This is a genomic window from Saliterribacillus persicus (assembly GCF_003337485.1).
Lineage (GTDB): Bacteria > Bacillota > Bacilli > Bacillales > Amphibacillaceae > Saliterribacillus > Saliterribacillus persicus.
Genome location: NZ_QPJJ01000005.1, coordinates 52,180 through 73,064, shown reverse-complemented (window position 1 = coordinate 73,064; position 20,885 = coordinate 52,180). Strand labels below are relative to the sequence as shown.

22 protein-coding genes are annotated in these 20,885 nt (G+C 33.3%); 20 read left to right on the top strand and 2 right to left on the bottom strand.

Translation table 11 applies throughout. The features are described 5' to 3' along the window. Positions 1–32: 32 nt before the first annotated feature. Positions 33–536, bottom strand: a complete 504-nt coding sequence (locus DFR57_RS07140; protein ID WP_114352456.1) for a type 1 glutamine amidotransferase domain-containing protein — start codon at positions 534–536, stop codon at positions 33–35. A 444-nt stretch (positions 537–980) separates the two neighbouring features. Between DFR57_RS07140 and DFR57_RS07135 the strand changes: the two genes are divergently transcribed. The 12 genes from DFR57_RS07135 to DFR57_RS07080 all read left to right on the top strand — a co-directional run bounded on the left by DFR57_RS07135 (position 981) and on the right by DFR57_RS07080 (position 13,321). Further along, on the top strand, positions 981–1,793 hold the full coding sequence (locus DFR57_RS07135; protein ID WP_114352455.1) for a pyruvate, water dikinase regulatory protein: 813 nt from the start codon (positions 981–983) through the stop codon (positions 1,791–1,793). A 111-nt stretch (positions 1,794–1,904) separates the two neighbouring features. Next, positions 1,905–2,885 carry a 2-hydroxyacid dehydrogenase gene (locus tag DFR57_RS07130; protein ID WP_114352454.1) on the top strand — a complete coding sequence of 327 codons (981 nt, stop codon included), beginning with the start codon at positions 1,905–1,907 and terminating at the stop codon, positions 2,883–2,885. Between the two features lie 36 nt (positions 2,886–2,921). Beyond that, positions 2,922–3,185 (top strand): DUF6171 family protein, encoded by a 264-nt coding sequence (locus tag DFR57_RS07125; RefSeq protein ID WP_114352453.1) that lies wholly within the window; start codon positions 2,922–2,924, stop codon positions 3,183–3,185. A gap of 129 nt (positions 3,186–3,314) precedes the next feature. Then, the gene (locus DFR57_RS07120) at positions 3,315–3,530 is read left to right on the top strand and encodes a hypothetical protein (protein ID WP_425450948.1); all 216 of its coding nucleotides are present in this window, start codon (positions 3,315–3,317) and stop codon (positions 3,528–3,530) included. Between the two features lie 667 nt (positions 3,531–4,197). Beyond that, a complete protein-coding gene (locus tag DFR57_RS07115) occupies positions 4,198–4,998 on the top strand; it encodes a PP2C family protein-serine/threonine phosphatase (RefSeq protein ID WP_245937412.1) in 801 nt (266 codons plus the stop codon). A 35-nt stretch (positions 4,999–5,033) separates the two neighbouring features. Beyond that, the gene (locus DFR57_RS07110) at positions 5,034–7,133 is read left to right on the top strand and encodes a flagellar assembly protein A (RefSeq protein WP_114352451.1); all 2,100 of its coding nucleotides are present in this window, start codon (positions 5,034–5,036) and stop codon (positions 7,131–7,133) included. A 20-nt stretch (positions 7,134–7,153) separates the two neighbouring features. Next, the gene (locus DFR57_RS07105; RefSeq protein WP_114352450.1) at positions 7,154–7,474 is read left to right on the top strand and encodes an STAS domain-containing protein; all 321 of its coding nucleotides are present in this window, start codon (positions 7,154–7,156) and stop codon (positions 7,472–7,474) included. A 421-nt stretch (positions 7,475–7,895) separates the two neighbouring features. Next, the gene (nirB, locus tag DFR57_RS07100; protein ID WP_114352449.1) at positions 7,896–10,307 is read left to right on the top strand and encodes a nitrite reductase large subunit NirB; all 2,412 of its coding nucleotides are present in this window, start codon (positions 7,896–7,898) and stop codon (positions 10,305–10,307) included. A gap of 14 nt (positions 10,308–10,321) precedes the next feature. Continuing rightward, a complete protein-coding gene (gene nirD, locus DFR57_RS07095; protein WP_114352448.1) occupies positions 10,322–10,645 on the top strand; it encodes a nitrite reductase small subunit NirD in 324 nt (107 codons plus the stop codon). Between the two features lie 69 nt (positions 10,646–10,714). Next, positions 10,715–11,494 (top strand): uroporphyrinogen-III C-methyltransferase, encoded by a 780-nt coding sequence (gene cobA / locus DFR57_RS07090; protein ID WP_114352447.1) that lies wholly within the window; start codon positions 10,715–10,717, stop codon positions 11,492–11,494. Between the two features lie 17 nt (positions 11,495–11,511). Further along, positions 11,512–12,270 (top strand): sirohydrochlorin chelatase, encoded by a 759-nt coding sequence (locus DFR57_RS07085; RefSeq protein ID WP_114352446.1) that lies wholly within the window; start codon positions 11,512–11,514, stop codon positions 12,268–12,270. Continuing rightward, positions 12,254–13,321 (top strand): anthranilate phosphoribosyltransferase, encoded by a 1,068-nt coding sequence (locus DFR57_RS07080; protein ID WP_114352445.1) that lies wholly within the window; start codon positions 12,254–12,256, stop codon positions 13,319–13,321. The genes DFR57_RS07085 and DFR57_RS07080 overlap by 17 nt, the downstream gene beginning before the upstream one ends. 432 nt (positions 13,322–13,753) lie before the next feature. Here DFR57_RS07080 and DFR57_RS07075 read toward each other — a convergent pair whose 3' ends face one another. After that, the gene (locus tag DFR57_RS07075; RefSeq protein WP_114352444.1) at positions 13,754–14,368 is read right to left on the bottom strand and encodes an NAD(P)-binding protein; all 615 of its coding nucleotides are present in this window, start codon (positions 14,366–14,368) and stop codon (positions 13,754–13,756) included. Positions 14,369–14,535: 167 nt separating this feature from the next. On the opposite strand from DFR57_RS07075, the gene DFR57_RS07070 reads away from it, so the two are divergent. The 8 genes from DFR57_RS07070 (at position 14,536) to DFR57_RS07040 (ending at position 20,819) form a co-directional block, all read left to right on the top strand. Then, positions 14,536–15,144: an alpha/beta hydrolase gene (locus tag DFR57_RS07070; protein WP_114352443.1), complete on the top strand. Its 609-nt coding sequence runs from the start codon at positions 14,536–14,538 to the stop codon at positions 15,142–15,144. A 160-nt stretch (positions 15,145–15,304) separates the two neighbouring features. Beyond that, positions 15,305–15,694, top strand: a complete 390-nt coding sequence (locus DFR57_RS07065; protein ID WP_114352442.1) for a GntR family transcriptional regulator — start codon at positions 15,305–15,307, stop codon at positions 15,692–15,694. Then, positions 15,687–16,586, top strand: a complete 900-nt coding sequence (locus DFR57_RS07060; protein WP_114352441.1) for an ABC transporter ATP-binding protein — start codon at positions 15,687–15,689, stop codon at positions 16,584–16,586. Before DFR57_RS07065 ends, DFR57_RS07060 begins: the two co-directional genes overlap by 8 nt. Then, positions 16,561–18,504, top strand: coding sequence for a hypothetical protein (locus DFR57_RS07055; protein ID WP_114352440.1), 1,944 nt, complete (start codon positions 16,561–16,563; stop codon positions 18,502–18,504). Before DFR57_RS07060 ends, DFR57_RS07055 begins: the two co-directional genes overlap by 26 nt. Positions 18,505–18,517: 13 nt before the next feature. Continuing rightward, the gene (locus DFR57_RS07050; protein ID WP_114352439.1) at positions 18,518–19,081 is read left to right on the top strand and encodes an RNA polymerase sigma factor; all 564 of its coding nucleotides are present in this window, start codon (positions 18,518–18,520) and stop codon (positions 19,079–19,081) included. Positions 19,082–19,157: 76 nt separating this feature from the next. Further along, complete coding sequence (locus DFR57_RS07045; protein ID WP_114352438.1) at positions 19,158–19,415, top strand: hypothetical protein; 258 nt, start codon at positions 19,158–19,160, stop codon at positions 19,413–19,415. 87 nt (positions 19,416–19,502) lie between these two features. Then, positions 19,503–19,649: a hypothetical protein gene (locus DFR57_RS18235; protein ID WP_170132931.1), complete on the top strand. Its 147-nt coding sequence runs from the start codon at positions 19,503–19,505 to the stop codon at positions 19,647–19,649. Positions 19,650–19,790: 141 nt separating this feature from the next. Next, complete coding sequence (locus DFR57_RS07040; RefSeq protein ID WP_114352437.1) at positions 19,791–20,819, top strand: lactonase family protein; 1,029 nt, start codon at positions 19,791–19,793, stop codon at positions 20,817–20,819. Positions 20,820–20,885 lie beyond the last annotated feature (66 nt).

Here is a 20,885-nt window from a genome sequence, read left to right as displayed (position 1 = left end):
AAGCTGCAGGAATCTACAGCTTCTTTTCGTTTTTACAATTTATTTAATATCTCGCGGATAAAGGCAGGTTCATCATCTGGTGTTCTTGAAGTGATGAGATTGCTGCTAACAACGACTTCTTTATCCTCATAATTTGCTCCAGCTAATTTTACGTCGTCTCTAATGCCTGGAAAACAAGTAGAGCTTTTGCCTTGAAGTATATCAGCACTTATCATTATTTGTGGTCCATGACAAATTCCGGCAATTGTTTTATTTTCACCATTTATTTCTTTTGTAAAATGTACTACATCATCGTTATTTCTTAAGCCTTCTGGTGAACCTCCACCTGGTAAGACAAGAGCATCAAAGTCTTTTCCAGACACATTTTTAACTGCTTCATCTATTTTATATGTTGTACCATTCTTACCTTTTATTTCACTATTTTTTTCTAAACCAATGATAACAGCTTCATGACCAGCCTCTTTAATCGCATCATATGGATTTTTCATTTCTGAGTCTTCAAATTTGTCATGCACTAAAAAAGCTACTTTAGCCAATGTTATCCCTCCATCTATATTTGAATTACATGATAGCATTTCCCAAATATTGTGCAGATTAAACATTAAATAAATGTAGTGGATTTATATTATCGAAAATTTGAATAGATGTAAAAGAGAAAATGTAAGCAGATCAATAAAGTAAATATTAAAATTGTAAATACTGTTGCGATATGATTAACTTTCAGTATAATTAGTCGAACTCCCTATAGTTATGTGATAGGATCATTAGTGAAGAATATTTTTCTCTTATTAAGCGGTTCCACATTTACTAAAAACTGAAAGTTAAAGTATGTATCACAATAATCATTCATTCTTTTTGCCGATCAAGCTAATGAATAATACTATCAAAATTGATAGGTGAAGAGGATTATTTTAACACTGAATGAAAATAAATAGTTAAAATTTATGGTTTCTAATATTCGAGTAGAGGAGAGCCTAACAATGGCAACAACTCAATCAATTATTTATGTATGCTCCGATGCAGTAGGCGAAACCGCAGATGCGGTAGTCAGAGCAACTATTCGACAATTTTCAAATGATAATGTAAAGGTGAAACGGTTCAGCCATATCCAAACAGAAGAGGAAATAGATGAAATTCTAAATGAAGTATCAAATAGCTTCGGTTTTATTGCATACACGCTAGTACAATCCCATTTGAGAAAAAGGATGCAACAAAGAGCAATTAAACTAAAAGTCAAAGCAGTAGACGTGATGGGTCCGATGATTCAGGCTTATATTGATACATTCAATGATTCACCAAAACCGGAACCTGGTCAACGCCAAGTCTTGGACGAAGAGTATTTTAAACGAATTGAAGCGGTAGAGTTTGCTGTGAAATATGACGATGGGAAAGACCCCAAAGGATTATTATTAGCCGAGGTAGTTTTAATTGGTGTTTCTAGAACCTCAAAGACCCCGCTAAGTATTTTCTTAGCTCACAAGGGGATTAAGACAGCCAATTTACCAATCATAGCAGATACAGACCCTCCTGAAGAGTTATTTGTTCCAACTGATCGAATGATTATTGGATTAACGATTAATCCAGCTCACTTACTTAAAATTAGAACCGAACGCTTAAAAGCTTTAGGACTTCCAAATAAAGCTAAATATGCTTCTATTGAACAAATTAATAAAGAATTAGCAACTGCAGATGAACTAATGAAAAAAGTTAATTGCAATATTATTAATGTCTCAGAAAGGTCCATTGAAGAAACTGCCGGCTTAATACTAAAGATGTTACAGGATAAATCCTAAAATGAAGATATGTTTTATTTTTTTATATGATAAATTCACTTTTTAAAAAAGAATGAAATGCATGAGGAATGTATATTTTCCATGATAAAATAGACTAAAGGAGAGATTTGTGTGTCACGAAAAAAAATACTCATTACAGAACCTGTCCCAGAAGAAGTTTATACATATTTAAATAAGAACGCTGAAGTTGAAAAGTGGCAACATACACAAGCCATGCCAAAAGAAGAGCTTAAAAAAGCAATTCGCGATGTTCACGCCTTAGTTACCGCAAAGGATACCATTGATGAAGAGTTATTAAGTGCAGCAAAAGAATTGGAAGTTGTTAGTAATATATCAGTTGGTTATGATAATTTTAATATTGAGGCTATTAAAAAACATAATATAGCAGCTACACATACCCCTTATGTATTGGATGAAACAGTTGCAGATTTAGTATTCGGGTTAATTTTATCTTCGGCTAGGAGGATTCCTGAACTAGATCAATATGTGAAAAATGGTAACTGGACTCACCCTGTTAATCAACCATTATTCGGATTTGATGTTCATCACCAAAAACTAGGGATTATTGGTATGGGAAGAATTGGAGAAAAAATTGTAAGGCGCGCAACCAAGGGCTTTGAAATGGATGTTTTTTATCATAATAGAACAAGAAATGTCGAATTGGAAGAAAAGCTCAATATTAATTATCTACAATTAGATCAACTATTATCTACTTGCGATTTTATTCTACTAATGACACCACTTACGGATCAGACGTATCATATGATCAACGCTGAATCCTTTAAAATGATGAAAAAATCTGCATTTTTTATTAATGCGGCTCGTGGTGCAGTTGTAAATGAGAAGGATTTGATTGAAGCTTTACAAAATCAAGAAATCAATGGAGCGGGGCTAGATGTCTTTGAACAAGAGCCCATAAATAAAGATAATCCCTTGCTTAAGATGAATCAAGTAGTAACAGTACCTCACATTGGGTCAGCAACCACTAAAACAAGAACAGAGATGGCATTATATGCAGCTAAAAATGCTGTTCAAGTACTAGAAGGTAATCAGCCAGATGCTTTAATAAAAGAACTTAGAAAAGATGAATAACGTATATTTATTTTTAAAGGAAAGAAGGAAAAGAAATTGAGCTGTAAAGGTTGCCATTCATCGGTTTATGTGTCAAATGAAAAAATTGAACAACAAATTGCAGAGCAGTTAATGCTTGAAACGGATATTGTAGATGATTCCACCTACGAAGCTAGAATTACCATTTGCTACAATTGTCCGTCTTTTGTATATGATTCAACCTGTCAACATTGTGGATGTTTTGTTAAGTTTCGTGCCAAATTGGCTTATAAGGATTGTCCTTTTCCGAATGGTTCTCGTTGGAGTGAAGCTCAATTATAAGTCGGTACAAGAAAACTAGTAGAATATGAAAAAATAGAATAAAATAATAAAAAAAGGGTTTCAACTATCAAAAAATATTGTATGATAGTATAGGATAAAAATTGTTAGGTAACTGAATGAAGAGGTGGAATGGTGGACTTAATTCAAGAGGCAATGAAGCTTCCAGTAGATAATTTTTTAGGTATGTTGATATATGCAGTTATTTATATGTTAATAACAGGTATTGTAGTAAGTCTTGCGCTTCGCTTTATACCTAATCGTTTGCCATATACTGTGAAGTCTATGATCGTTGGTATTGCAGTTTTCATTAGTTTAATAGTATGGTGGAACACAATTATAAAATAACCTTGGGATCCCTCCCAAGGTTATTTTTTTGTGAAGTTTGTTTTCAACTATAACTTGAGAACTATCTAACACTTTAGAATATGATTAGATAAATGAAAATATCTTTATAATAATGGAGAGATTTAAGCATTTTAATAATGATTGACGAAATTACAAGAATAACATACAATTTATTTAAGTAATAAGAACTATTTTATTTTAATGAAAAAGCAAACTTATTGAATGATAAGCACGCAAATTATATGGGTCAAAGGTTGTGTGAATAGGATGATTAAGTCATCGAATAGGGTTTAAATTCATTAATAAATCCTAGGAACTAACTAAATTTAGAAAAAATAACCTATTATTCGGATGATTTTGTTCGATTAATGGAAATTATTAAAATAGAACTTTTTAATCATAAATATGTCTTTCAATTTTCTAGAAATGAGAATGGACAAATAACTGTTAAGTAATTATAAAATTAATTTTAAGGTTTAGAATGCATTAAAAAAACGAGTGTTTTTGAAAGTTTGAAAAAATAATCAATCACGATTGTTGCCATCTATTTTATAGAGGGGATGTTAGCATAAAATACAGTGAATCTGAAATAGTTGACATTTTCGAATCTATTGATGTCTAAAGGGTTATTTTTTCCTCATAGTAGTCCTAAAAGGTGGTGAATGTAGTGTTCAAAAATAAGATTAGTGATAAAAATAAAAGGGTGAATCCCGAAATGGATATAACACTTGCTAGAGAAATGAAACAAGCAAGAAATATACAAATGAAACTATTGAATGCTACAAAGCCTGAAATAGGAAATGCGGATATTTCTGGTGTTTCCATACCAGCTCGCTTAATTGGAGGAGACTATTTTGATTTCCAGACATTACCTAATGGTAAATTAAGGATTATCATAGGCGATGTCATGGGTAAAGGTATACCCGCAGCAATGCTTATGATACTCACTAGAGGAGCATTTCGAAGTAGCTTGGAATTTAAGGCGACTCCGAGTGAGACGTTAGAAGTGATGAATCGATCTATGTATAACGATTTAAAAACATTAGGATCTTTTGTAACACTTTTATGCGCTGATTGGGATCCGGACACAAATGCGCTAACTTATTCTAGCGCTGGCCATAATTTACCTATTATCGTGAATAAAAAAAGCAAAGAGAGGGAATTAGTCAAACAATCAGGTGTGATGATCGGTGGACTGGCAGATAGTCGATATATTGATCAAACTATAACGTTATCCCATCAAGATATGGTGTTTTTCTACACGGATGGGATTATAGAAGCACAAGATCAACATGGAAATTTATTTCGTTTACCTAGATTAGTTGAATTACTGAAAACTTTACATCATTTTAAGACGAATGAAATTGAATATTCGATAAAAGAGGAAATAGATAGCTTTACAAACGGAATTATGCAAAAGGACGATATAACTATGCTAATTTTGAAAGTGAACGAAAATGATAAATAAACCGAAGAAGTTCCGGTAAAAAAGGAGGTTTTATAATGCGAGAGTTAATATCAAAAGGTAAGACAGTGCATGAGGCAATTGCAATAGGGTTGGAATTAATGGAGGTAAAGAAAAAAGAAGTAAATATTGAAATTTTACAGCATGCAACTTCAGGTTTTATTGGACTTGGTAAAAAAGAAGCGGTTGTTAAACTTTCTAAAGCTCATAAAAAAGGAAAAGCTGAAGTCGAAGTTGCTAATAATACAAATGATCTAAATGATAATATAGATGAGGATATTTCCTTAGATAAACTAATGGATGAGTATTTAGAAAAAGAAGAAGTCACAAATGAAAATATTACAAATGAAAATTTATCTAATACTAAAATTAAAGTAAAAAACAATCATGGCTATGCATGGATTAAAGATAACCATTTAGAAGTTAAAGATATGGATGATATATATGCTACTGCTTCCATAGGTAAAGGTATCACCTTATACCGAAATGAACAGAAAGTTACCGATAGTAAAATAATTTTGACAGAGAACGATAAATATCGTTTGGATTATGAAAAATCTTCAAAAAAGGCGATGAGCTGGAGTATAAGTGTGATAAAAAATGGACTAGAAGCCATGTTAGATGTAAAGCCTGGTGAGATAACTGAGTGGCAACTGAAGGAAGTAGATGAGGCTGAGCATATTGATATAGAGTTAATTAGCGAAAGTAAGCCTATTAACACTTTAACTGAAGATCAAATATTGAAAAGACTTGAAGAATTAAATGTAACAGTCGGGATAAATCAAGATGCCATTGATCACGCCATAGGTACGAAAGAAGCTGGGCGCTTTGTAGTAGCAACAGGTTTAGAACCAAAAGAAGGTATGAACGGTGAGCTTGAGTTGAAAGTGGATATTAACGCTTCAAATGGGTTGATGGAAGATGAACAAGGTAACGTTAATTTTAAAGATTCAAAAATGATTCCTAGTGTGGAAATTGGTACAATCCTAGCAATCCTTCATCCACCAATTCCGGGTCTTTCCGGAAAAACGGTTACGAGTGAAGAAATACCTGCTAAAGACACGTATGCTTTGCAGCTTAATAAAGGCAGCGGTGTAGACTTGATTGATGATAAATTAATTGCGACAGAGCCTGGAAAACCGGTTATTGAAAAGCGTGGTCACTATGTGAAAGCTTCGATTTTATCTAAGCTTGTTCATGATGGTAATGTAAACCTTGCTTCTGGAAATATACGCTTTAATGGGGATATAGAAATCAGGGGAGAAGTAGAAGATAATATGATTGTGGAAGCTGGTGGGGATATTTACATCCATCAAAATGTAAGTGAATCTAGTCTTACAGCATCAAAATCAATGATCATAAAAGGAAATGTAGGAAATTCAAATCTAGCTGCAGGGAAGCATAATCTACTTGTAATGGAATTGGGACAAGTTATCCAAGTGTTAAGTTTGCAGGTGAAGCAAATGATTCCAATTATTGAGCAATTAATGAAATCTCCTGTATATAAGAAGAAAGAGTTAACTACAAATGGATTACAACCGATGATTATGTTGTTACTTGAGAAAAAATTTAAAGATTTTAAAACTTCTGCTAAGAAATACGTAGATATAGTTGAACGTGCTGATCGTTTCATCGAAGAAGAGGAATGGAAAAATGTTTCTAGAGATATAAAGAGGATATTCATAAATTTATCTAGTCAAAAGACGAACCTTAATGATTTAAAGACGCTTTTAGAGTCTATGGAAGAACTGACGGTTCTGAGTCACGCAGAAGTGGAGCCGAATTCATTTATTACTATCTCAGATACGGTTAATAGTCAAATCTATTCGAGTGGTGATATTCAAATTATAGGTAAGGGTTGTATCAATTCTAAAGTTCATGCTGGCGGTAAATTAGATATACATGGAATTGCTCGTGGTGGGGAGCTATTTGGACGATTAGGAATCTCTATTAACGAAGTGGGATCTATTAGCGGAACAAAAACCACATTATCTGTACCAAAAGATCAGAAGATTAAACTATCCTTAGCCTACGAAGGTACATTATTAAGAATAGGAGAAACGATTTATCGAGTTCAAAGAGATGAACGTTTTATTACCGCACAGTTGAATGATAAAGAACAAATTATCATTCATTAAAAGAATGGAGGAATAAACAGATGCTAGAATTTGAAAAAATTAAAACACAACGCTTACTGTTTGTTAAATGTAAGGGTGACTTAGATATTGAATGTGAAGAAATCGTTCATGAGGAGCTAATACCTGCTATGATTCATGAAAAAAATGTACGTGTTGATTTTTCAAATGTTCATTTTGTTGATTCATCCGGGATGGGTTTACTAATTAGCTTAGTGAAAACCCTAAAAGATAAAGACATCAATATAACAATTCAAAATATCAATGATGACATATTAGAAGTTTTTGATTTATTACAAATACCTCAAATTATTGGCAGTGACGTTTTACTATTAGAAAGTTAGAGTATCTTTTCTAAATATATAATGTAGGCTTAACAAGCTCTTCTATGCGATGACCAATCGCAAGTAGAAGAGTTTTTTTATGGAATTAATACAGTTTTTCATTATAAATAAAACAAGTGCTAGCCCTCATAAGTACCTAAGCTCTGATAACAGCAAATTCCAGAATGCAAAATTAGTTAAGTTATAGGTGATTAGTTAGATTCCTTGATTTCTTTATCACAGTTTCTTCAGTCAAATGCTAATGTCTTATTAGCGTTCTCTACTCATCTTTAGAATAACGATGAACAAAATTCTAGAATTGACAAGCATCCTGTCCGTTTAAAAAAGCTTGTAAGGTTTTATAACAAGTATGTCGCATACATGTTTATTCTGCTGTATCTTAAAGATAGATTAAATTTCCATATAAATGGGGGACTTGTTAATGGGGAAACAAAAATTAATATTAATTGGAAATGGTATGGCGGGAGTTAGAGCCATAGAGGAGATATTAAAATTATTACCAGATCAGTTTGATATTACTGTCTTTGGTAAAGAACCATATCCAAATTATAATCGAATTCAGCTTTCAAAAGTATTACAGGGAGACACGGAAATTAGTGATATTACCATAAATGAATGGGAATGGTATGAGGAAAATAATATTCGATTATATCCAGGAGAAACAGTAACAACTATCAATAAGAAAGAGAAATTTGTGGAAACTGATAAAGGGCGTAAAGAAGAATATGATTATTTGATAATTGCAACAGGATCTAATCCGTTTATGATTCCTTTGCCTGGAGTTGATAAAGAAGGGGTTACTGCTTTTCGTGATATAAAGGATTGCGAAAAAATGATTGAATATTCAAATAAATATAAGCGAGCTGCTGTTATCGGTGGTGGCCTACTCGGATTAGAAGCAGCGAGAGGACTACTGAATCTAGGAATGGAAGTAGATGTTATTCACATTTCAGATTATTTAATGGAGCGACAATTAGATAAAGCAGCAGGGAAGTTGCTTCAAAAAGAATTAGAAGCACAAGGGATGAAATTCCTGCTAGAAAAAGAGACGGTTGAAATTACAGGGAAAAATAGAGTGACAGGGTTGAAATTTAAAGACGGTGGGAAAATACCTGCAGATTTAGTAGTAATGGCTGTAGGAATTAAACCAAATGTTCAATTAGCAGCAGATAATGGTATCGAAGTTAACCGCGGAATAGTAGTCAATGATTATATGGAAACAAGTGAAGCCAATATTTTTGCTGTAGGTGAGTGTGCTGAACACGATCAAATGGTCTATGGTTTAGTGGCTCCACTTTATGAGCAAGGTCAAGCGCTTGCTAAACGTATATGTGGAATGAATCATCAAGGCTATAAGGGTTCTGTATTATCTACTCAATTAAAGGTTTCAGGTGTGGATGTATTTAGTACCGGACAAATAAATGAAACGAATGTAACCAAGTCTATTAAAGTATTTGATGAATGGCGTGGAACGTACAAAAAAATATTAGTAGAAGATGAAAAGATTACAGGCGCTGTCTTATTTGGAGATACCCAAGAAGGCAACAGATTATTAAGTTTAATTAAACAAAAGGCAAATATTGAAGAATATCTTGAGAGTGAATCTAGTGAAGATTCAGGTGAAAGCTTAGTTGCTAGTATGTCAGATGAAGAGCTAATTTGTGGGTGTAATGGTGTCACAAAAGGAACGATTGTAGAAGCAATTAATGCAAAAGGTTTATCTACTGTTGATGAAGTTAAAGGTGCAACGAATGCTTCAAGATCTTGCGGTACGTGTAAATCATTAGTATCTGATTTATTAGAGCATACTTTAGGAGATGCATTTGAAGCGGATCAAAAAGAATCCATTTGTACCTGTACTGAATTATCTCGTGATGAAGTGATTGCCGAAATAAAAGAAAAAGGCTTAACGCATACCAGAGAAGTCATGCATGTATTGGAATGGAAAACAGAAGAAGGTTGTTCCAAGTGTAAACCAGCATTGAATTATTATTTAGGAATGGTTAATCCAACAGAATATGAAGATGAAAAAGAATCCCGTTTTGTTAATGAACGGATGCATGCAAACATTCAAAACAATGGTACCTACTCTGTTGTTCCAAGAATGTATGGTGGAGTAACAAATTCAGATGATCTTAGAAAGATTGCTGACGTAGCAGATAAATATGAAGTAGGTATGATTAAGTTAACTGGTGGGCAACGTATTGACCTATTAGGAGTGAAAAAAGAAGATCTTCCGTCTGTATGGAAAGATTTAGATATGCCATCAGGGCATGCTTATGCTAAATCTGTACGAACCGTCAAAACTTGCGTAGGTGCAAATTTCTGTCGTTTTGGTACACAGGATTCAGTTGGAATGGGAATACAAATTGAAAAGAAATTTGAAGGATTAAACACACCACACAAAGTAAAAATGGGCGTCTCTGCATGCCCGAGAAACTGTGCTGAAGGTGGAGTGAAAGACGTTGGTGTAATTGGGCTAGATGGAACGTGGGAAATTCATGTTGGTGGAAACGGTGGAACAGAATTAAGACAGGCAGAGCTTTTAACCAAAGTGAAAACAGAAGAAGAAGTATTAGAATATATCGGTGCATACCTTCAATATTACCGTGAGAATGCTAAATATCTTGAACGAACTTCGGCATGGGTAGAAAGAGTAGGGATTGCACACGTTCAAGAAGTAGTAGAAGATCAGTTCCTTCGAAATGAATTAAATGAAAGATTAGATGAGGCATTATCTGTCTACAAAGAACCTTGGAATGAAACCAATAATGATGAAACAGTTTTAAAAGATTTATTTGAAAAAGTACACGCTACTGCTATTTCTAAATAAGGGGGTAAAAAACAATGGAAAACACATTACGTAAAGTATTTATTGGAAAAGTGGATGAAATGCCACTGCGTTTAGGTAAAACAATCGTGATCGATGATAAAGAAATTGCTGTATTTAAATTAGCGAATGGTGATATTAGAGCTATTCAAAATCGGTGCCCCCACAAGGGTGGAGTACTAGCAGAAGGAATGGTGTCTGGGGAACATGTATTTTGCCCAATGCATGACTGGAAAATTAGTATTGTAGATGGCCAGGTGCAAGCTCCAGATGAAGGTTGTGTAGAAACATATAAAGTTGAAGTAGATCAAAATAATGTTTATATCAATCTAGCAAACTAATAAGGAAAGATTCATAATTTAAAGCTATTTGGGTAATATACAGGAAGACCAATAATTGGGGGGATTAATGTGAAGAGGGTATATTTAGTGGGTGCGGGACCAGGGGATCCAGACTTAATCACAGTGAAAGCTATGAAATGCATTCAGCAAGCTGATGTTATTTTATACGATCGTCTAGTTAACAAAACATTATTGAAGGAAGCAAAAAAAGCATGTAAGTTAATATTTTGCGGGAAATTACCTAAGTTGCATTTAATGAAACAAGAAACGATTAATCAATTTCTAGTTAAATATGCAAAAGAAGGCAAGCGTGTGGTGCGGTTAAAGGGTGGAGACCCTTATGTTTATGGCCGTGGTGCAGAGGAAGTCCATGCACTAGCACTTGAAGGAATTCCTTATGAAGTAGTACCAGGGATTACGGCTGGAATTGCTGCTGCTACTTCAGCAGATATTCCTATAACGCACCGTTCACTAGGTCGCACTTTTGCAACGGTAACGGGGCATTGTAAAAACGGCATCCCATCAGATATTGAATGGGAGCATTTAGTGAAATCTGTCGATACATTGGCTATTTATATGGGAATGAGTAATCTTCCTTTTATCAAAGAACAGCTAATGAAGTATGGGAAAACGAAACAAACTCCAATCGCAATTATTCAAGAAGGTACCACTGAAAATGAAAAAGTTGTCGTTGGAACATTAGAAACAATTTGTGATGATGTGAAGAGAGAGGAAATAAGTAATCCGGCAATGATAATAGTAGGAGAAGTAGTGAAAATTCGAGCAGAACTTCTAAAGTTAAAAGCAATAGATCAAGAATTTAAACCTCTTGAGGTATTACAAGCCTAATATAGGAGGGAAAGCTAGTGGATGCAGTATTATACATCTGTCATGGAAGCAGAAGAAAAGAAGCTAAAATTGAAGCTAATGCATGTTTAAAGAAAACCATGGCTAAACTTACAACAAGGATCCAAGAAGTATGTTTTTTAGAGCTAGAGGAACCTAATATTTCTGAGGGTATTCGAGTCTGCGTTGAAAAAGGTGCAACAAATATAGCTATTGTTCCAATACTATTATTAACTGCAGGGCATGCCAAAATTGATATTCCGGAAGTTTTAGAAAGAGAAAAAAAGAAATATCCCCTTATAAAATTTAATTACGGAAGACCATTAGGTGTCGAGAACAAAATGATCGAAGCGGTATCAGATAGAGTGCTCGACGTCACTTCAAATCCTTCTGCATATGACATATTACTTGTAGGGCGAGGAAGTAGTGACAACGAAGCATTAGAAGACACCAGAAAAATAAAAGAATTATTGAAAATAAAACTGAAAACGAATAATATTACAGCATGCTTTCTAGCTGCCAGTAATCCTAAGTTTGAGGAATTAGTTACCGAAAAAGCAAAGCATCATAATAAACCTATTTTAATTATTCCTTATTTATTGTTTACAGGTTTATTGATTAAAGAAGTTCATCAAACGATGGAGCATTTGCAAAAACAATATGGAACAACAATAAAAGTGGCTGATTATCTAGGCCATCATGATAATGTCTCGACACTTTTTAAAGAGAGAGTATTGGAGTTACAGGGAGAGTGGTCAGAGGATGCAAAAATGGCTTAAGGAAGTTGCTCGTGGAAAAAAAGGCTCAAAGGATTTAAGCTATGAGCAAACACGCTTACTTGCTGAACAAATTATTGATAAAAGAGCGACTATCGCACAAACTACTGCGTATCTAATTGCTGCTAGAATCAAAACCGAGTCATCTGATGAGTTATTGGCGTTTATTGATGCATTTAGAACGCAAAATATGGAGATATCATTACCAGAAAATGTGAGAGATAAGCTCATTGATTTTCAAGGGCCTTATAATGGACGCAATTCCTTTGTAGCAACTATACCTTCAGCTATTCTGTTAGCAGAAAAAGGTGTTCCTTGTACCATGTCTGCTTCCATTACGTTACCACCAAAGTACGGTACTTCCATGGTAGATATCTTTCAAGCATTAAACATAAATGGAAATAAAACAAACGTTACGGTAGAAGATGAAATTATGGATCAAAATCTTACTTTTTTAGAAGCAGAAGCATTTTCGTCCCCTTTAAAAGAGTTACGCTTTATTCGTGAAGAAATTGGTGTTAGGACTATACTTAACACGGTAGAAAAGCTTTTAAACTTTACAGGAGCTAGAAATATTATGCTTGGTGCCTTTCATCGTACGGCTATTAAACGAATGAAATCAAGCTTCGAACAAATGGATTATAAGAATGTATTTATTGTTCAAGGTTTGGAAGGCTCTGAAGACGTACCAGTTCATCGAAATAGCTTTGTATATCATTGGGAAAAAGAAGGATTATCCTCTTTTACAGTTAAGCCTGCTGACTATGGCTTATTGTGTAAAGAGTTTGATAAAAATATAAAGTTAAACGCTACAGAGCAAGCGGAAATTATTTTATCTCTACTAGCAGGTGATAAAAGGGAATCTTATTTATATTATTATAATCAATTAGTTTTAAATACCGGATTACGATACTATCTGTTTGGAATTTATCCAACTATTGAAGAGGGTGTTGAATATGCTAAAGTTCAACTATCCTCCGGTAGAGGACTACAATTATTAACGAAATGGCAAAGTAAATGTAAGTCTGAGTGGAAGAAAGAAAGTATTGTTTAACATCTATAGAAGCATTTCGAAAATAGGTATGAATTGTCACGTTTAATCCTAATAAAGTTGTTTAATTTTGAATCTAAAAATACACATTACACCGTCCGCGATAGTTGATGGTGTAATGTGTATTTTTCTTGTAAATAAAGTATAAGTGAATTAATTCTTTATAAAAAAACCAATTACTTTTTAATGTATTTTTCATCATACTCTTCTGATTTATAATAAAAATGAGACGCACTAAGCAAACCTATAACACTTAGTACTCCAACAATCACAGAAATCCAAAAGCCCATATGATCCCCCCTAGTAATAAAAGTAAATCTCAGACAAATAATACCATAAAACGGAAGGTTGTTATAGTTTATAAGGAAAATTTCCGAGAGGTTAAATTGCAAATATTATAAAAAACAGCGATATAAAATAATAGCATTCAAAGTTTTATTTATTTTCACTCTTTAATTCTTTTAAATAAGCCAATTGGTCTTCTTCCTCATAAATCGGGTTTTCGACTATTTCTTTTAAATAGTCGTGTTTTTTTAAAGGATCAATACTTAATCCCTTTAATAGCTGACGAACTTCATATAAAAAGTCTATATATGTTACATATTTATCATTAAATTTTTCTTCCATATCTTTTTTTATTTTTTTAGCCAGTATGGGACTCGCGCCATTGGTTGAAATCGCAATTGTGAGGTGACCATTCTGCATATAGATAGGAAATTCTAGGTCGCCGTTTTCTGCATCATGCATAGCATTTATCCACGCATGAGAGGGTGCATCGTGTGAAATTCTTCGATTTAATTCCACATCATTTGTAGCGATAATAACTAGAGAGGCATTTTCGATATCTAAAGGATGAAACTCTCTTTTTTTCCATACAATATTTGTAGAAGCTACAAGCTCTTTTATTTGAGCTGTGATTGAGGGGCTAATAATGACAATATTTTCTGTCCATTTGCTTAATTTATTTAGCCTTCTTTCAACTGCTTTTCCACCACCGATTACCACAATTAACTTTTCTGTTATATCAATCATTACTGGTAGTTTAGACATCTTAATCACCTTCTTTTTGCGACCTGTATGTTATAATTCTAGTACCAATCGGCAGGTGAAGCAAGCTGATTGACAGAAAGTAGTGAATATTTCTATAATTTACTTATCTATAATTCGAGATTTTATGCAAACATTGATAGTGAATTTCGTTTGGAAAGGGTGATGGAATGAAACATATATTTAAAGCTGGAGAAAACTTGAAAGGTCCAACACTTCTATTGCTGCATGGTACAGGTGGAACAGAAAATGATTTATTGCCATTAGCTGAAATGGTCGATCCACAAGCAAACATTTTGAGTGTTCGGGGAAATGTATCAGAAAATGGTATGCCACGATTTTTTAAAAGATTGGCAGAGGGCGTATTCGATGAAGAAGATTTAATATATCAAACAAAAGAGCTTCATGAATTTTTAGATGAAGCTGCAGAAGAATATGGGTTTGATCGTAATTATATAATTGCGATTGGATATTCTAATGGAGCAAACATTGCTGCAAGCTTGCTATTTCATTATCAAGATGCATTAAATGGTGCTGTTTTGCATCATCCTATGGTGCCAAGAAGAAATATTGAATTGCCGGATTTGTCTAGTGTGAAGGTATTAATTACTGCGGGTCATAATGATCCTCTTTGTACAGAAGAAGAAAGCTATGAGCTTGAAAGTACACTGAAAGAAAATGGGGCTAATGTTGATATCCACTGGGAAAATAATGGACATCAGTTATCCCAAACAGAAGTTGAGGCCGCTAAAAAATGGTATCAGGAGCAAATTATATAAAGCTTAAAAAAAGGAGCACTCGTTGCTTCTTTTTTTTGTGGAAAATTTTAAAAAACACTTGCTATTTTAAAAATATAGAATATAATAAAACTGTATTAAATATAATAATACAGTTAATACAATCCATACACTTCATACAGTGGATATAGGGAGGGTTGTTATGTTTGAGCTAGATTTAAGAAGCAGAAAACCAATATATGAACAATTAGTCGATAAAATGAAGCAATTAATCATAAATGGTGTATTAAAAAAGGATGAACAATTACCCTCAGTACGAGCTCTTGCTCAACAATTATCAATTAATCCAAATACCATTCAAAAAGCTTACAGAGAACTTGAAATGCTTGGATTTATCTATTCCTTAAAGGGAAAGGGCAGTTTTGTTAATCAGCTTAGTACACAAAATAACTCAGAGGAGTTAAAAATAATAAAAGAAAAGCTGAAAAAAACATTAACGGAAGCTTTATTTTTAGGTATTAGTCTGGAAGAAATTAATGATTTAATGGATGAAGCAAACAGAGGCATAAAAAGAGGTGAAGATAATGATTAAGGTAGAAGAAGTGACAAAAAGGTTTGAAAAAGACTTAGTTTTAAAGGAATTAAATCTCAACATAAATAAAGGATCGATATATGGTTTGCTTGGATCCAATGGGGCAGGGAAAACTACATTATTAAAAATAATTTCAGGAATAATTAAAGCAAACAGTGGAAAGGTCACCATTGAAGATAAACTCATCTTTGAGAATGCGTTACTAAAGGATAAATTGATATTTATACCTGACACACCTTATTTCTTTTCACATTATACTGTAAATCAACTGGCCGATTTCTATAAGAATACATACTCCAGTTGGAACCAGAATCGGTTTCAACAATTAGGGAAGATATTCAAACTAGATCCTAGAAAAAAAGTTCATCGCTTTTCTAAGGGAATGCAAAGACAAGTGGCATTTTGGTTGGCTTTTAGCACGATGCCAGAAGTATTAATATTAGATGAACCTTTTGATGGGTTAGATCCAGTAATTCGAAAAAAGGTAAAAGGTTTGATTATACAAGATGTTGCGGAACGAGAGATGACAGTTCTTATTTCGTCCCATAATTTACGTGAAGTAGAGGACATTTGTGACTATATAGGTATCTTACATAATGGAGGGTTTGTGCTTGAAAAGGATTTAGATGATTTAAAATCAGATGTACACAAAATTCAAATTGCCTTTAATGGAGATCCACCAGAGAAATTGATAGAATCCCTAAATATTGTTCACCAAGAGAAGCGGGGAAGTGTCAATATTTGGATCGTTAAAGGAGATTATGCTGACGTTGATCAAGAAATAAGATCTTACCAGCCAATATTAAAAGATATCTTACCTTTAACGTTAGAAGAAATATTTATTTATGAAATGGAGGGTGTAGGCTATGCGATTGAAAATGTCCTGGTTTAATAAAGAAATAGCAATCCAAAATTTCAGATCTGTGGGTTGGATTTCGATTGCATATTTTCTCCTTCTCTTATTTACATTACCATTGAGCATTTTAATGATGCTAACAGGTGAAGATGATAATTTCGCTAATTATTACGACGACTTGATCTCTTTCAATATAGAATTTCAATTTATGATGTTGATGATTGTTCCATTACTAATTGGATTATTTATTTTTCGTTATATTCAGGTCAAGCCAATGGCAGATTTTATGCATAGTCTCCCAATAAAACGTTTACGATTATTTGACCATCATTTCTGGATGGGGTACTTACTTTTATTTCTACCAGTGATACTGAATGCTTTTTTCTTAGTATTGTTATACTTTTTTTCAAATCACCAGGGTTTAATTGAATTAAAAGATATAGGGGACTGGTTACTTGTATATTTTATGTATGGTTCATTAATCTATACAGTCACTGTTTTTATTGGATTTATTACTGGAATATCAGTTGTGCAAGCTATTTTAACTATTGTAATGCTCTTATTTCCAACAGGAATTATTGTTCTGATCTATTCCAACTTAGATTTACTACTCTACGGATTTTCTCAAGCATATGCTTGGGATATAAGAACGTCAGCCTTATCGCCTATTACAGATATGTTGGATTATTATTACTATGAAGTAAGTTGGTTAAGATTGATCCCATATGTACTATTATGTGTTATTTTTTATCTGCTATCCAAATTTCTCTATCTAAAACGACCAATTGAAGCTGCTTCACAAGCCTTAGCTTTCCCACAGCTTAAACCGATTTTTAAATTCGGAGTGACTTTTTGTTTTATGCTGTTAGGTGGGATGTACTTCGCTGAAGTACAAGGTCAAGTAGGCTGGATAATTTTCGGATACATTATTTTTGCGATACTTGGATACTTTTTATCAGAAATGATTTTACAGAAAAATTGGAGAGTATGGAATGCATGGAGAGGATTCTTTACTTATGCGGGTTTAACAACCATTATTTTGCTCATAATCGTATTTGATATTTTCGGGTATGAGACAAAGATACCTACTGGGGAGGAAATTGAAGGTGTTTATGTTAGTGAAGATGGTTATTCCTATTTTGAAGAGAATCAATTCAGGGAGGATAATAAATTAACATCTAAAAGAAGTATTGAGCAAGTTAGAAAGTTACACGAAGCTTTAATCAATGATAAACAAAATCAAACCATAAATCCTAATTACCATCCTGATAGTAAAAATATTTATCTTATTTATTATCTCGAAGATGGAAGTGAAGTAGTAAGGGAGTATTTTATACAACATTCACAACAATATAATGAACTGCTAAAGCCTTTATTTGAGACACAGGAATATAAAGAAATACAGGAGCCGTGGATGTCTCTTGAAAAAGAGAAAGTGGACTCTATTTCACTCAATTCACCTTTTATTAGTATGGAACTTAGCGATCCTATAAAAATGGAAGCATTTATGCAAAAAATAAAAGAGGACTATCAAAAAAGAAGTTACGAAGAAATGCAATATAGAGAAAATAATATTTATTATGCAGAATTTCAGATAAACGATGAATATTATCACGCTAATTTTTCAGATCAAGATGAAGAAACAATTACTTGGATAAAAGAAAACTTCCCTGATTTTTCTTTGGCAGCCGAAGATTTATTACACCTAGTAATCCTTTCAGAAAATCATTCGGAAGAAATATTATGGGAGCTCGATAACTGGAAGGAAGGAACAGATTATTGGATATTAGAAGAGACGGGGCATATAGAGACTGTGTTGGAAGCCAATCAATCGATTGATTGGGAGGATAATTATACCGTTGGGGTGTATGACAAAGTAAACAATGGTTATTTATATACTTTCCAAGTAAATAAAGAGGATATGCCAGCCTTAATTTTAGAAAAAATGAAATAAGAAGGAGATTAAAATGGAGAAAACATTAATAGATACTGCGTATTTCGATGAAATTTACAACAGTTATCACGACCGATTATATAATACTGCGTTCTTTATATTAAAGGAAACACATTTAGCACATGATGCGCTTCAAGAGGCCTTTATAAAAATATTTCAAAATATTGACCAGCTTAAAAAATTAGCGAAGCCATTTGCATGGATGAAAACTATTACAACCAGAACTGCAATTGACCTTTTAAGAAAAGAAAAAAGATCGAGATTGGTGTTGCTATCTGAATCTTATTCCATGGATCATTTCTCTCTAAGTGATGCTAATGAAATTGATAAACAATTGACTTTATGCTGCCTAAAAAAAGACATGATTGATTGCTTTAAAAATGAAAGTGAAAAAATCAAAGTAGTATTTATTCTGAGATATTGTAAAGACCTTTCAGATGAAGAAATTGCAACACATCTAGATATATCTTTGTCTGCAGTAAAGACACGTTTATTTAGAGCTAGGCAAATAATCCGAAACACTATAGATAAAAAAGATTTTAGAGAAATTACTGCCCCAATAAAAACGACAGCATAGCCTTAAAGTATTTTTTCTTTTCTATTTTCCATAAACCTTCTATAATAAGGTATTATGGTCAAAAAGGATGTCGTTGATGGGGTTTTATGTGTACGTAGTGTTACCTTGGATTTTCTTAATCCTTTGTTTTATTGGTTTTATCATAAGTGTAATAAAAAGAATAAGCTTTAGTTGGGGCTTTTTATGCTGCATGATTGGAATTATTATTTATTTAATTGGAACACAAATGGTTGGTGGATTTGATGGTATGGCAATTAGTTTAATCGGTGCTCTGCCATTCACTATAGGTTTATTTGTTCTATTTATTCTCTGGATTGGAAATAAGATTAAATAAATTCTCTGCATGTTTCGTACCCTATAGGAAAAAGTATAAGTGTAAGCTTACAAAAAGCTTAACTCTTTTCTTTTGAGGTGTGTAACGATGAAAAATAATACTTCTATGATGATGCCTATCCTTGCTTCTGTTGGTATTGGTGCATTAGCGTATTACCGTATGCGAAAAGGTAATAACATGAAGAGTAATGCAAATCAGTTAGCTTCTACTTTATCTAACACGATGGGGTCTTAATAATGGAAAGACTACCTGAGGGGTCGACCGCTCAGGTAGTCTTTTTCATTTGAATGTAAAATGAACGATAAACCAATAATCTTAGAATGTTGAAGGTCATTTTGATATAATAGAGAGAAATGTTGGAAGGGAGATTGTATTATGAAATATATCGGTTACATTGGTTCTTATACTAAAGTGGAAAGCGAAGGGGTACATCGTTTTGAATTAGATACAGTGGAAAAGAAAATTAAAAATGTTTCTTTAGCTGCTAAATTAGATGGCCCTACATATCTTACATTAAGTGATGATAACAAATTTTTATATGCGGTATCGAAAGAAGATGATAAAGGTGGAGTGACGGCTTTTAAAGTTGAAAATGATACGTTGGAAAAATTGAATAGTCAAGCTCAACCTGGCTCTGCACCTTGTCACGTAAGTGTAAATAAAGATAATTCACTTCTTGTTACAGCAAATTATCACACAGAAAAAGCAGAGTCTTATCAAGTTAATGCAGACGGATCTCTCGAAGTGGCCTCAGCTGTCATTCAAACTGGAAAAGGACCACATGAAAGACAGGAAAAACCACATTTACATTATGCAGGATTTACTCCTGATGAAAATTATGTTGTTGTTGTCGATCTTGGAGGAGATACCATAACGACATATGAGGTAGAAGACAGTAAGCTTAATAAGAAGGCGCAGTTAAAGGTTAATCCAGGTACTGGACCTAGGCACCTTGTTTTCCATCCAACTCTGCCTTATGCTTATGTAATGACGGAATTAAGCAATGAAGTAATTGTTTTAGATTTTGATGAAGTTGAAGGAACTTTTGAAGAACTACAATACATTAAAACGATTCCAGAAGATTTTACGGAAAATAACCAAGGTAGTGCAATTCATGTATCATCAGATGGGAAATTTATTTATGCAGGAAATCGAGGACATGACTCCATCGCGGTATTTAAGATTAATGATGATCATAAATTAGAGCTAATTGACCTTACCTATACAGAAGGTAATTGGCCAAGAGATTTTGTGCTTGATCCTTCTGAACAGTTTATTGTTGCAGCAAATCAAGAATCGAATACACTAGCTTTATTTGAAAGAGACAGCAAAACAGGTAAATTAACTGTTCTTCAAACTGGTATATATGCTCCAGAAGCTGTATGTGTGAAATTTTTAAATTAATATCTAAAAGAGGAGGTGGATTTTTCTAGCTCCTCTTTTCTACATTTTCTAAAAACTGTTCGATTA

Bases quoted from the DNA above. Each gene is read 5' to 3' on its own strand.
- DFR57_RS07135 (WP_114352455.1), top strand. From the start codon at position 981: ATGGCAACAACTCAATCAATTATTTATGTATGCTCCGATGCAGTAGGC.
- DFR57_RS07120 (WP_425450948.1), top strand. From the start codon at position 3,315: ATGGTGGACTTAATTCAAGAGGCAATGAAGCTTCCAGTAGATAATTTT.
- DFR57_RS07110 (WP_114352451.1), top strand. From the start codon at position 5,034: ATGCGAGAGTTAATATCAAAAGGTAAGACAGTGCATGAGGCAATTGCA.
- DFR57_RS07105 (WP_114352450.1), top strand. From the start codon at position 7,154: ATGCTAGAATTTGAAAAAATTAAAACACAACGCTTACTGTTTGTTAAA.
- nirB (WP_114352449.1), top strand. From the start codon at position 7,896: ATGGGGAAACAAAAATTAATATTAATTGGAAATGGTATGGCGGGAGTT.
- nirD (WP_114352448.1), top strand. From the start codon at position 10,322: ATGGAAAACACATTACGTAAAGTATTTATTGGAAAAGTGGATGAAATG.
- DFR57_RS07080 (WP_114352445.1), top strand. From the start codon at position 12,254: ATGCAAAAATGGCTTAAGGAAGTTGCTCGTGGAAAAAAAGGCTCAAAG.
- DFR57_RS07075 (WP_114352444.1), bottom strand. From the start codon at position 14,368: ATGTCTAAACTACCAGTAATGATTGATATAACAGAAAAGTTAATTGTG.
- DFR57_RS07070 (WP_114352443.1), top strand. From the start codon at position 14,536: ATGAAACATATATTTAAAGCTGGAGAAAACTTGAAAGGTCCAACACTT.
- DFR57_RS07065 (WP_114352442.1), top strand. From the start codon at position 15,305: ATGTTTGAGCTAGATTTAAGAAGCAGAAAACCAATATATGAACAATTA.
- DFR57_RS07060 (WP_114352441.1), top strand. From the start codon at position 15,687: ATGATTAAGGTAGAAGAAGTGACAAAAAGGTTTGAAAAAGACTTAGTT.
- DFR57_RS07055 (WP_114352440.1), top strand. From the start codon at position 16,561: ATGCGATTGAAAATGTCCTGGTTTAATAAAGAAATAGCAATCCAAAAT.
- DFR57_RS07050 (WP_114352439.1), top strand. From the start codon at position 18,518: ATGGAGAAAACATTAATAGATACTGCGTATTTCGATGAAATTTACAAC.
- DFR57_RS07045 (WP_114352438.1), top strand. From the start codon at position 19,158: ATGGGGTTTTATGTGTACGTAGTGTTACCTTGGATTTTCTTAATCCTT.
- DFR57_RS18235 (WP_170132931.1), top strand. From the start codon at position 19,503: ATGAAAAATAATACTTCTATGATGATGCCTATCCTTGCTTCTGTTGGT.
- DFR57_RS07040 (WP_114352437.1), top strand. From the start codon at position 19,791: ATGAAATATATCGGTTACATTGGTTCTTATACTAAAGTGGAAAGCGAA.